This is a genomic window from Rhodococcus sp. 14-1411-2a (assembly GCF_002259485.1).
Classification (GTDB): Bacteria; Actinomycetota; Actinomycetes; order Mycobacteriales; family Mycobacteriaceae; genus Rhodococcoides.
Window position 1 is genome coordinate 450339 of sequence record NZ_NPGA01000015.1, and the last position, 12377, is coordinate 462715.

12 protein-coding genes are annotated in these 12377 nt (G+C 64.6%); all 12 read left to right on the top strand.

What is annotated here, in order from left to right:
• Positions 1–3 precede the first annotated feature (3 nt).
• The 12 genes from CH291_RS15850 to tuf all read left to right on the top strand — a co-directional run bounded on the left by CH291_RS15850 (position 4) and on the right by tuf (position 12288).
• Complete coding sequence (locus CH291_RS15850) at positions 4–1992, top strand: ATP-binding protein (protein WP_094687987.1); 1989 nt, start codon at positions 4–6, stop codon at positions 1990–1992.
• The gene (locus tag CH291_RS15855) at positions 1989–3149 is read left to right on the top strand and encodes an acyl-CoA dehydrogenase family protein (protein ID WP_068283787.1); all 1161 of its coding nucleotides are present in this window, start codon (positions 1989–1991) and stop codon (positions 3147–3149) included. The genes CH291_RS15850 and CH291_RS15855 overlap by 4 nt, the downstream gene beginning before the upstream one ends.
• A complete protein-coding gene (locus CH291_RS15860) occupies positions 3149–3901 on the top strand; it encodes an enoyl-CoA hydratase family protein (RefSeq protein WP_094641166.1) in 753 nt (250 codons plus the stop codon). The genes CH291_RS15855 and CH291_RS15860 overlap by 1 nt, the downstream gene beginning before the upstream one ends.
• 45 nt (positions 3902–3946) lie before the next feature.
• Positions 3947–4570 carry a TetR/AcrR family transcriptional regulator gene (locus CH291_RS15865; RefSeq protein WP_094641518.1) on the top strand — a complete coding sequence of 208 codons (624 nt, stop codon included), beginning with the start codon at positions 3947–3949 and terminating at the stop codon, positions 4568–4570.
• Between the two features lie 61 nt (positions 4571–4631).
• Positions 4632–6038, top strand: a complete 1407-nt coding sequence (locus CH291_RS15870) for a guanine deaminase (protein ID WP_094688101.1) — start codon at positions 4632–4634, stop codon at positions 6036–6038.
• Between the two features lie 42 nt (positions 6039–6080).
• The gene (locus tag CH291_RS15875; RefSeq protein WP_094641167.1) at positions 6081–6608 is read left to right on the top strand and encodes a hypothetical protein; all 528 of its coding nucleotides are present in this window, start codon (positions 6081–6083) and stop codon (positions 6606–6608) included.
• Between the two features lie 21 nt (positions 6609–6629).
• Positions 6630–7130: a DUF3558 domain-containing protein gene (locus CH291_RS15880; RefSeq protein ID WP_373455142.1), complete on the top strand. Its 501-nt coding sequence runs from the start codon at positions 6630–6632 to the stop codon at positions 7128–7130.
• Positions 7127–7654: a DUF3558 domain-containing protein gene (locus CH291_RS15885; protein ID WP_094687989.1), complete on the top strand. Its 528-nt coding sequence runs from the start codon at positions 7127–7129 to the stop codon at positions 7652–7654. Before CH291_RS15880 ends, CH291_RS15885 begins: the two co-directional genes overlap by 4 nt.
• 294 nt (positions 7655–7948) lie before the next feature.
• The gene (rpsL, locus tag CH291_RS15890) at positions 7949–8323 is read left to right on the top strand and encodes a 30S ribosomal protein S12 (RefSeq protein ID WP_008714048.1); all 375 of its coding nucleotides are present in this window, start codon (positions 7949–7951) and stop codon (positions 8321–8323) included.
• Between the two features lies 1 nt (position 8324).
• Positions 8325–8795 carry a 30S ribosomal protein S7 gene (rpsG, locus tag CH291_RS15895; RefSeq protein ID WP_003941856.1) on the top strand — a complete coding sequence of 157 codons (471 nt, stop codon included), beginning with the start codon at positions 8325–8327 and terminating at the stop codon, positions 8793–8795.
• Positions 8796–8890: 95 nt separating this feature from the next.
• Positions 8891–10993, top strand: a complete 2103-nt coding sequence (gene fusA, locus CH291_RS15900; RefSeq protein WP_032380505.1) for an elongation factor G — start codon at positions 8891–8893, stop codon at positions 10991–10993.
• A gap of 104 nt (positions 10994–11097) precedes the next feature.
• Positions 11098–12288 carry an elongation factor Tu gene (gene tuf, locus CH291_RS15905; RefSeq protein ID WP_068052772.1) on the top strand — a complete coding sequence of 397 codons (1191 nt, stop codon included), beginning with the start codon at positions 11098–11100 and terminating at the stop codon, positions 12286–12288.
• The last annotated feature ends 89 nt before the right edge of the window (positions 12289–12377 follow it).

A 12377-nucleotide genomic window follows, 5' to 3' on the forward strand; every position in this document is an offset into this window, starting at 1 on the left:
GCCATGACCGTATCGTCCGTTCTCGTAGCCAACCGCGGCGAAATCGCCCGACGCGTGTTCGCCACCTGTCGCGCCGAGGGCATCGACACCGTCGCGGTGTTCTCCGACGCCGACGCGAACTCCCCGCACGTGCGCGAGGCCGACTCGGCAGTGCGGCTCCCCGGAAACAGTTCGGCCGAGACGTACCTGCGCGGCGAGCTCGTCATCGCCGCAGCGGCGGCCGCCGGAGCCGACGCGGTGCATCCGGGATACGGATTCCTCTCCGAGAACGCCGATTTCGCGCAACAGGTGCAGAACGCCGGCCTGACGTGGATCGGGCCGCCCGTCAAGGCCATCGAATTGATGGGCTCGAAGGTCGAGTCCAAGAAGATGATGGCCGACGCCGGCGTGCCGGTGCTGACCCAGCTCGATCCCGAGTCGGTCACCGAGAACGAGCTTCCGGTGCTGATCAAGGCGTCCGCAGGTGGCGGTGGGCGCGGCATGCGCATCGTGCGCAATCTCGAGAACCTGGATTCGGAGCTCGAAGCCGCCGGGCGCGAGGCACTCTCGGCATTCGGTGATGGAACGGTATTCGTCGAGCGGTACATCGAGACCGGTCGGCACATCGAAGTGCAGGTCATGGCCGACAGATTCGGCACGGTGTGGACGGTGGGGGAGCGCGAATGCTCGATCCAACGCAGACATCAGAAGGTCGTCGAGGAGGCACCGTCGCCGCTCGTCGAACGCATCGACGGCATGCGCGAGAAGCTCTTCCATGCGGCGACGCTGGCCACCGAGGCCATCGGCTACGAGGGTGCGGGCACCGTCGAATTCCTCGCCGACGAGAAGGGCAATTTCTTCTTCCTCGAGATGAACACCCGTCTGCAGGTGGAGCACCCGGTCACCGAATGCACGACGGGACTCGACCTGGTGGCGCTGCAGATCAGGGTCGCCGCGGGGGAGCGGTTGCCCGCCGAGCAGCCCGAGACACGTGGACACTCCATCGAAGTTCGCCTCTACGCGGAGGATCCGGCCCAGGACTGGCAGCCGCAGAGCGGTGCCGTGCACCGATTCGAGATCCCCGGTGCGCAGTTCGAGGTTCTCGCGAAGGCCGGCATCAGGGTCGATTCCGGCGTCGAGACCGGCAGTGTGGTGGGAACTCATTACGACCCGATGCTCGCGAAGGTCATCTCGTTCGCGCCGACGCGGGATCAGGCTGCGAATCTACTGGCGAAAGCGTTGCACAAGGCCACCGTTCACGGCCTGAAGACCAACCGCGATCTACTGGTCAACATCCTGCGGCATCCGGCGTTCCTGGCCGGGGATACCGACACGGCTTTCTTCGACACGCACGGGCTCGAGGTACTGGCTCAGCCGATCGCACACGGCCTCGCCGAGGAACTCTCGGCTCTCGCGGCTGCGTTGGCCGACGCAGCGAGCAACGTCGCGCAGGCGCGGGTGAACCGGGGACTGCCCGGCGGTTGGCGCAATCTCCGGTCTCAACCGCAGCGCAAGACGTACAACGACATCACCGTCGAATACTCGATCGGTCGCAGCGGACTCACCGCCTCGGTGGACGGCGTCGAACTCGAGGGCGTCGAACTGATAGAGCACACTCCGACGCGGGTGACGCTCGACGACAACGGAATTCGTCGTATCTTCCAGGTGAGCAGCTACGGTTCGGACGTCTTCGTCGATTCCGCGCTCGGTCCGGTCAGGTTGATCAAGGCCCCGCGGTTCACCGACCCCACCGACGAGGTCGCGGCCGGTTCGCTGCTCGCACCGATGCCCGGCAGTGTCATCAGAATCGCTGCAGCGCAGGGCGATACCGTCACCGCCGGTCAGCCCATCCTGTGGCTGGAGGCGATGAAGATGGAACACACGGTCACCGCGCCTGCCGACGGTGTGCTCACCGAATTGAACGTTGTGGAAGGCCAGCAAGTCGAAGTCGGCGCTGTTCTCGCCGTTGTCACCGAAGAAGCCGTCACCGAAGAGGGAGTGGAGCAATCATGAGTTTCATCGAAACCGAAGAGCAGAAGGGTCTGCGCAACGCAGTCTCGTCACTCGGCAAGCGCTACAACTACATCGACTACGTCCTGCCGAAGGCGCGCAAGGGTGAGCCGCTGACCGAACTGTGGAACGAGGCGGGCAAGCTCGGCTTCCTCGGCGTCAACCTTCCCGAGGAGTACGGCGGCGGTGGCGCGGGCATCTACGAACTCGCGCTCGTGCAGGAGGAGTTGGCCGCGCACGGTGCCGGTCTGCTGCTGGTCGTCGTCAGCCCGGCCATCTGCGGCACTATCATCGGCAAGTACGGCACGGCCGACCAGAAGCAGGAGTGGCTCACCGCGCTCGCCGACGGGTCCAAGATCATGGTCTTCGGCATCACCGAACCCGACGCCGGCTCCAATTCGCACCAGATCACCACCACGGCGCGTCGTGACGGTGACGAGTGGATTCTCAAGGGCAACAAGATCTACATCTCCGGCGTGGATCAGGCCGATGCGGTTTTGATCGTCGCACGCACCGAGGATTCGAAGACCGGCAAGCTCAAGCCGGCGCTGTTCATCGTGCCCACGGACGCTCCGGGACTGCAGAAGACGCAGATGGAGATGGACATCGTCGAGCCCGATCATCAGTTCGTGCTGTTCCTCGACGACGTCAGGCTCCCCGCCGAAGCGCTCGTCGGTGAGGCCGACGCCGCCCTGATGCAGCTGTTCGCCGGCCTGAACCCCGAGCGCATTCTCGGTGCCGCGATGGCCGTCGGGATGGGTCGCTACGCCATCGACGCCGCCGTCAAGTACGCCAACGAGCGGACGGTCTGGAAGACGCCGATCGGAGCGCATCAGGGTCTCGCGCACCCGTTGGCGCAGTGCAAGATCGAACTCGAGCTCGCGAAGCTGATGATGCAGAAGGCAGCAGTGCTCTACGATTCCGGCGACGACTTCGGTGCGGCCGAGGCGGCGAACATGGCGAAATATGCTGCGGCCGAAGCCAGCATCAAGGCGCTCGATCAGGCGATCCAGACCCACGGCGGTGCCGGCTTGAGCAGCGAGTACGGCTTGGCTGCGATGCTCGGGGCTGCTCGCATCGCCCGCGTCGCACCGGTGAGTCGGGAGATGATCCTGAACTTCGTGAGCCAGCACTCGCTCGGACTGCCGAGAAGCTACTGATGGCCGTTCTCGTCGAGTCGGGCAAGGACACAGCGTATTTGACGTTGGATTCGCCGGAGAACCGGAATGCGCTGTCCTCGGTGATGGTCGAGGAGCTGACAGCGGGACTCACCGCTGCGGCGCTCGACGACGACGTCAGAACGATCGTGCTCGGTCACACCGGCACCACGTTCTGTGCCGGAGCAGACCTCCGCGAAGCCGGGGCATCACCGGAACTTCGCACCCGGCAGATGCTGGATCTGATGCGGCTGATCATCGACACCCCGAAACCCGTCGTCGCGAAGATCGACGGACATGTGCGGGCAGGCGGGATGGGGCTCGTCGCGGCCTGCGACGTCGCGGTCGCCGGACCCGAGAGCTCGTTCGCGTTGACGGAGGTTCGGCTGGGCCTGGCCGCGTCGGTCATCTCGGTGGCCGTGCTGCCGCGGCTGACGTCTCGCGCGGCGAGTCGCTATTTCCTCACCGGGGAGACGTTCGACGGGGCGACGGCCGAGGCGATCGGTCTGGTCACCGTGGCCGACGCCGTCCCCGCAGCCGTGGTGGCCGACTACATGATCGTGTTCAGGAAGTGTTCGCCGCAGGGCCTGGCCGAGTCGAAGCGCCTCACCACGGCCGCGATCAGGCGCGAGATGGACGAGCGTGGGACGGCCGTCGCCGAGCAATCGGCCAGGTTGTTTGCATCCGACGAGGCCCGAGAGGGGATGATGTCCTTTCTGGAGAAGAGGCCCCCGTCCTGGGCGGCCGAGAAGTAGAGCGGCCGAGAAGTCGGGTCGGTAGTAGGGAGTATGGCGATGGTGATGGCGCGCGAACCCAAGCAGGACCGCAGCCGGGTGACGCGTCAGCGACTGCTCGAGGCGACGATCGATTCGCTCGCCGAGCAGGGCTGGGTGGCAACGACGGTCGGCGTGGTCGCCGAACGTGCAGGCGTCTCCCGCGGCGCGACCCAGCATCATTTCCCGACGCGTGAGGACCTGATCACCGGAGCGCTCGAGTACATGTTCGACACTCGGATGGACAGCGCTCGCCGCGAGGCCCAGGAGATTCCGGCGGGCCCCGGCCGGACGACACTGGTGGTGGAGCGGCTCGTCGAGTACTACACCGGGCCGATGTTCAAAGCGGCACTGCAGGTCTGGACCGCGGCCTCGGCCGACCCCGAGTTGCGCGATCGGATCGTTCCTCTCGAAGAACGGTTCGGTCGTCGGGCCCACAAGATGGCCGTCGAGAACCTCGGGGTCGACGACAACGATCCCGTCACCCACCGTCTCGTTCAGGCAACCCTCGACCTCGCCCGCGGTCTGGGTCTGGCCGATGTTCTGACCGACGACGCACGACGACGTGCCGAGGTCGTGCGCTCGTGGGCAGAGGTGTTGGATGCGTCGTTGAACGCGCGGCTGTCCGCCGCGGGAGCGGTAGCGCAGTAGAGAGCCGCACGATCTGCAGTTCCGATCGACGTGTGCTTGAGTCTGGCGGGTGACTTCCGAAATCGCACGCGTGCACCGCGGCCATATCTTTCACGTCGCCGGCTCGCCCACGGTGCTCGACGCCGTCGCCGCGCTGGTGTCGATTCCCGACGGTGCCCTCGTGGTCGGCGACGACGGCAAGATCGAGTTCTGTGGTGAGTTCGATTCGCTCCCAACCGAATTCGCGCAGCATACGGTTGCCGACCATCGGCCCGCGTTCCTGCTGCCGGGATTCGTCGACACCCACATTCACTTCCCGCAGACCTACGCCGGAGATTCCTACGGCGGCGGGCAACTGCTCGAGTGGCTGAACACGTGCATCTTTCCGTCCGAGTCCCGCTTCGCCGATCCCGAGTTCGCTGCCGCTGCGGCCAGAGACTTCTGCGCCGCGCGGATCCGGGCCGGAACCACGCAGGCAATGGTGTTCGGATCGGCGTTCCCGCATGCGCAGGATTCGCTGTTCGCCGAAACACTCGAGCACGGGCTACGCATCGTCAGCGGCCGAGGGGTCCAGACCACCGGCCCGGCGTCGGCGCAGGCATTGATCACCGGTGAGGACGAGGCCATCCGACTGGTGTCCGAGGAGATCGAGAAGTGGCACGCCGCCGACACCGGCGATGTCGACACGGCGATGCTGCACGTGGCCGTCGTACCGCGGTTCTCGCTCTCGGTGACGACGCAGACGCTGAAGAACCTCGGCGAGCTCTACGATTCCGTGCGCGCCCGAGGCGTCTACTTCCACACACACCTGAACGAGAACAACCGGCCGGGGACCGGCGAGATCGACGCCACCAAGAACGCCTACGGGGTGGAGACGTACCTCGACACCTACGACGGCAAGTTTCTGCCGGGCTCGCAGGTCGGTGGGAAGAGCTTTCTGGGCCCGCGCACCGTCCTGGCCCACGCGGTGCACTGTCAGGACGTCGAACTCGCGCGAATGGCAGAGACCGGCACGTCCATCGCGCACTGTCCCACCTCGCAGCAGTTCCTGGGCTCGGGCACGATGCCGTGGAAGCGAACCGTCGCCGCGGGGGTGAACATCGCCATCGGATCGGACTTCGGCGGCGGTGACGAGTGGCTGTTGCCGCAGGTCCTCGCCGACGCGTTCAAGGTGCACATCTCCGAGGCCGGTGACGCAGGACTGTCCCTGCATCCCGCCGAATTGCTGTTCACCGGAACCCTCGCCGGGGCACGAGCGCTGGACATGGAGAGCCGAATCGGCAACTTCGACGCGGGCAAGGAAGCCGATTTCGTCGTGGTCGATCCGTCCGCATGGCCCCAGCTCGCGGCGGCGATCGACCACGGCGTCCGCGCCGACGATGCCGAGCTCGCCCGAGACCAGACCCTGTTCGCGCTGCTGATGTCGATGCGCGAGCCCGCGATCGTCGGCGTCTACGTCCAGGGCCGGAAGCTCGCCGCTTCGCGGTAACGTATGGCGACTCGCTTCCAAAGGATCAGGAGACGCACAGGTATGGCTCGTCGGACTCGATTCGGTCTCCTCGCAGCCGCATTCGCGGCTGTGGGCACCATGGCCCTCGCGCCGGTCGCACAGGCGCAACCGCCTGCCGATGCGCCGCCTGCACCCACCGAGAACGCACCTGCACCCCAGCCCGGACCGGTTCCCGTCCCCGTTCTGCAGATTCCCAACCTCGGAGTCACCGTCGGCGGACTCATCGTTCCGGATCAGTGGATCGGCACGATCGAGGTCGCCGGTACCGAGACTCCGGGACTGACCCACATCTGGGGCCGTGCCGCCGATCCGCGGATCTGCACGTCGTACCAGAACTTCGCCAGCCTGCAGGTCGACTTCGTCAACATCGCCAACGGACGCACCGGGTCGGTCAACGCACCGATCTGCCGGCAGGGAAACGGCGTGTTCGAGCCCGCGGGGCCGGTCGTCGCCGATACCGGCAGCGGGCCGGTCTTGTTCACCGCGCACGTCCTTGCCTCCGGAATCGTGTTCGACATTCCCGGCGTCGGCGGATTCTCGGCCCCGTAGCAGATGACGAGACGGTTCGCGATGGTCGTGACGGCAACAGCCGTGCTGATCGCCGGGTGCGGCGGTGCGGAGGAGGACGCTGCATCGACGCAAGAGACTGCTCCGACGACCACGGTGTACGAGCCGGGTCCCTTCTTCGGTGAATGCGGATCGATCACCGACGCCGAGGTGCAGTCCGCGTTCGGAGCGGGCCCGTTCGCGCAGATCACCCGCAATTCCGTCGGATGCCAGTGGGAGACCACGGGGTTCGGCGGACCGGGAGTCAGCTTCTCCTGGTACCGCGGCAGCCCTATCGGACGCGAACGCGCCGGTTCCGAGCTGATCGGCCGTCCGGCGAAAGACATCGAGATCGACGGCAACCCGGGGTTCGAGGCCGAGCAGGACACCCTGTGCGAAATAGGCGTGCAGTTCGGCGACGACTTCTTTCACTGGTCGATCACGTACTCCCTCGGACCTGCCGCGCGCCCGCCGTGCGACGTCGGAAACGAACTCGCGACTCTGACCGTGGAGCGCAAGCAATGACGCGCAAACGAGTGGTCGCGGCGGCGTCGACCCTGTTGCTCGTCGCCGGGTGCGCCCAGACCGTCCAGGGAACTGCGAGACCGGCGAGCTTCGCAGGCTCCGGTGGCCAAGAATTCACCGAATTGTTGACCGAGTGCGATGCCGTCTCCGACGACCAGATCGCCGAGACCACCGGAGCCGACGCCATCGAACGCGGCTTCTTCGGGGCCATCTGTCGGTGGGATCTCGTCGGCTCCGCGGGCACGGTGAAAGTGACGTTCAACTGGTTCGAATCCGGCACTCTGGCCGCCGAGCGGGCGGCCGAGGAAAAGATGATGTACACCGTCACCGACACAACGGTGCAGGGCCACAAGGCAATCCAGGCTCAGCGTCCGAACGATCCCGATTCGTGCGGAGTCTCGGCCGGGGCGGATCGGGACGGCATCTTCGGGTGGTGGGTGCAGTACCAGCCCGGTGCCGCTCATCCCGATCCGTGCCAGGCCGCGGCGAAGCTGGCCGACCTCACACTCAACCTGAGCAGATAGGTCGCGTATCAGGGCGAAGGGTGTTTTGACCCGAGGCCGCGCCGCCGGGTATCGTTATGGGTCGTGTCCGGCCTGGCCGGACCGTTTGTGTGCCTATGCGAGGTACAGCCGTGCGCACGTTCGCTCTGAGAGCGCGCAACCGGCTGGACGTGTGGGGGTATGCGACACACCCGACCGCGGGGTGCAAGAGACCCGCGGTAGCAGTACTGGAGCAGCAGCAGTACCGGGTGAGGAGCAGTGTTCTCTTGCTCCAACTGCTAGATCCCTGTTTATCGACACGAAGAAAGCCGGTTCATGCCAACGATCAACCAGCTGGTCCGTAAGGGACGCACCGACAAGGTCGCGAAACTGAAGACCGCTGCCCTCAAGGGCAGTCCACAGCGCCGTGGCGTGTGCACTCGCGTGTACACGACCACCCCCAAGAAGCCGAACTCCGCTCTCCGTAAGGTCGCGCGTGTTCGCCTGACCTCCTCGGTCGAGGTCACCGCATACATCCCCGGTGAGGGTCACAACCTGCAGGAGCACTCGATGGTGCTCGTTCGCGGTGGTCGTGTGAAGGACCTCCCGGGTGTGCGTTACAAGATCATCCGCGGCTCGCTCGACACCCAGGGTGTCAAGAACCGCAAGCAGGCTCGTAGCCGCTACGGAGCCAAGAAGGAGAAGAGCTGATATGCCACGCAAGGGCCCAGCACCCAAGCGGCCGCTGATCAACGACCCGGTCTACGGATCGCCGTTGGTCACGCAGCTCGTCAACAAGATTCTCCTCGACGGCAAGAAGTCGACCGCCGAGCGCATCGTCTACCAGGCGCTCGAGCAGGCTCGCGAGAAGACCGGCACCGACCCCGTCGTCACGCTCAAGCGTGCACTCGACAACGTCAAGCCGGCCCTCGAGGTTCGCAGCCGTCGCGTCGGTGGTGCCACCTACCAGGTGCCCGTCGAGGTTCGTCCCGGCCGCTCCACCACGCTGGCACTGCGCTGGCTGGTCACGTTCTCGCGCGCTCGTCGTGAGAAGACCATGGTCGAGCGGCTGGCAAACGAGTTGCTCGACGCCAGCAACGGCCTCGGTGCCGCTGTGAAGCGTCGCGAAGACACTCACAAGATGGCCGAAGCCAACAAGGCGTTCGCCCACTACCGCTGGTGATCTCCTCGCTCGGGCGGTATTCGGAACTATCCGATACCGCCGGAGCGTTGATCAGCTCAGGCAATACCTCTTCCAACACCAAGGCGGGTTAACTCGTGGCACAGGACGTGCTGACCGACCTCAACAAGGTCCGCAACATCGGCATCATGGCCCACATCGATGCCGGCAAGACCACCACTACCGAACGCATCCTCTTCTACACCGGTATCTCCTACAAGATCGGTGAAGTTCACGATGGCGCAGCCACCATGGACTGGATGGAGCAGGAGCAGGAGCGTGGCATCACGATCACCTCTGCTGCCACGACGTGCTTCTGGAACGACAACCAGATCAACATCATCGACACCCCCGGTCACGTCGACTTCACCGTCGAGGTGGAGCGCTCGCTCCGCGTCCTCGACGGCGCTGTCGCAGTGTTCGACGGCAAAGAAGGTGTCGAGCCGCAGTCCGAGCAGGTCTGGCGTCAGGCCGACAAGTACGACGTGCCGCGCATCTGCTTCGTCAACAAGATGGACAAGCTCGGCGCGGACTTCTACTACACCGTGCAGACCATCATCGATCGTCTCGGTGCCAAGCCGCTGGTCATCCAGCTGCCCATCGGCGCAGAGAACGATTTCGAGGGCGTCATCGACCTCGTGCAGATGAAGGCTCTCGTGTGGAGTGGCGAGACCAAGCTCGGCGAGAAGTACGAGATCCAGGAGATCCCGGAAAACCTCAAGGAGCGCGCGGACGAGTACCGCACCATGCTGCTCGAGACCGTGGCCGAATCCGACGAAGCGCTTCTGGAGAAGCACTTCGGCGGCGAAGAGCTCACGATCGACGAGATCAAGGGCGCCATCCGCAAGATGACGGTCAACAGCGAGCTGTACCCGATCCTGTGTGGATCCGCGTTCAAGAACAAGGGCGTCCAGCCCATGCTCGACGCGGTCATCGACTACCTCCCGTCTCCCCTCGACGTTGCCGAGACCATCGGACACGCCGTCGGCGACGAGGAGAAGGAGATCACTCGCAAGCCGTCCGCAGACGAGCCGTTCGCGGCTCTCGCGTTCAAGATCGCGACCCACCCCTTCTTCGGCAAGCTGACCTACGTCCGGGTGTACTCGGGCAAGGTCGACTCCGGCGCTCAGGTCATCAACTCGACCAAGGGCAAGAAGGAGCGTCTGGGCAAGCTGTTCCAGATGCACTCCAACAAGGAGAACGCGATCGCGACCGCATCTGCCGGTCACATCTACGCGGTCATCGGCCTCAAGGACACCACGACGGGTGACACGCTCTGCGATCCGCAGAACCAGATCATCCTCGAGTCCATGAGCTTCCCGGACCCGGTCATCCAGGTCTCGATCGAGCCGAAGACCAAGTCCGACCAGGAGAAGCTGGGAACAGCAATCCAGAAGCTCGCCGAAGAGGATCCCACCTTCTCGGTGAAGCTGGACGAGGACACCGGCCAGACCGTCATCGGCGGCATGGGCGAGCTGCACCTCGACATCCTCGTCGACCGTATGCGTCGCGAGTTCAAGGTCGAGGCCAACGTCGGCAAGCCGCAGGTCGCGTACCGCGAGACCATCCGCAAGACGGTCGAGAAGCACGACTACACCCACAAGAAGCAGACCGGTGGCTCCGGCCAGTTCGCGAAGGTCATCATCAAGCTCGAGCCTTTCGAGGGCGAAGACGGTGCGACCTACGAATTCGAGAACAAGGTCTCCGGTGGTCGTGTGCCCAGGGAGTACATCCCCTCGGTCGACGCCGGTGCGCAGGACGCCATGCAGTACGGTGTTCTCGCCGGATACCCCCTGGTCAACGTCAAGGTCACACTGCTCGACGGTGCGTACCACGACGTCGACTCGTCGGAAATGGCCTTCAAGGTCGCCGGCTCACAAGCGTTCAAGGAAGCCGCCCGCAAGGCCAGCCCCGTCATTCTCGAACCCGTCATGGCCGTCGAGGTCATCACGCCCGAGGATTACATGGGTGAGGTCATCGGCGACCTGAACTCCCGCCGTGGTCAGATCCAGGCCATGGAGGAACGCAGCGGTGCCCGTATCGTCAAGGCACTGGTTCCGCTGTCGGAGATGTTCGGCTACATCGGAGACCTTCGGTCGAAGACACAGGGCCGCGCTAACTACTCCATGGTCTTCGATTCGTACGCAGAAGTTCCCGCGAACGTAGCGAAGGAAATCATCGCGAAGGTCAACGGAGAGTAATTCTCTCTTCGTTTGCTGGACCACGCTCGACCTGTAATAAGTAAGAACACATACGCGTGCCGGCCCCGTCGGGGCCCGCACAGATCAGTCCAGGAGGACACACAGTGGCGAAGGCGAAGTTCGATCGGACGAAGCCGCACGTCAACATCGGCACCATCGGTCACGTTGACCACGGTAAGACGACGCTGACGGCTGCAATCACCAAGGTTCTGCACGACAAGTTCCCGGACCTGAACGAGGCCTCGGCTTTCGATCAGATCGACAAGGCTCCGGAGGAGAAGGCTCGTGGTATCACGATCAACATCTCCCACGTCGAGTACCAGACCGAGAAGCGCCACTACGCGCACGTCGATGCACCGGGTCACGCCGACTACATCAAGAACATGATCACCGGCGCGGCACAGATGGACGGCGCAATCCTGGTCGTTGCAGCAACCGACGGCCCGATGCCGCAGACGCGCGAGCACGTGCTGCTCGCCCGCCAGGTCGGTGTTCCGTACATCCTGGTCGCACTGAACAAGGCCGACATGGTCGACGACGACGAGATCATCGAGCTCGTCGAGATGGAGGTCCGCGAGCTCCTCGCTTCGCAGGAGTTCGACGAGGACGCACCGGTCATCAAGGTCTCCGCACTCAAGGCACTCGAGGGTGACGAGAAGTGGGGCGAGTCGGTCATGGAGCTCATGCAGGCCGTCGACGATTCGGTTCCGGACCCCGTCCGTGAGACCGACAAGCCGTTCCTCATGCCCGTCGAGGACGTCTTCACCATCACCGGTCGTGGCACCGTGGTCACCGGACGTATCGAGCGCGGCTCGGTCAACGTCAACGAAGAGGTCGAGATCGTCGGCATCCGCCCCGGCTCGACCAAGACCACCGTCACCGGAATCGAAATGTTCCGCAAGCTGCTCGACTCGGGTCAGGCAGGCGACAACGTCGGCCTCCTCGTTCGTGGCATCAAGCGCGAAGACGTCGAGCGTGGACAGGTCATCATCAAGCCCGGCACCACGACTCCCCACACGGAGTTCGAGGGCAACGCCTACATCCTCTCGAAGGACGAGGGCGGCCGCCACACGCCGTTCTTCAACAACTACCGCCCGCAGTTCTACTTCCGTACCACGGACGTTACGGGCGTCGTGACCCTTCCCGAGGGCACCGAGATGGTCATGCCCGGTGACAACACCGAGATGTCCGTCACTCTGATCCAGCCGGTCGCCATGGATGTCGGCCTCCGTTTCGCGATCCGTGAGGGCGGTCGTACCGTCGGAGCCGGTCGCGTCACGAAGATCGTCAAGTGATCTAGTTTCACCAGCTGTACCTGAAGCGGCACTCACCCTCACAGGTGGGTGCCGCTTTTGCGTGCGCCCTCCCGTGAGCGTCCACCTCC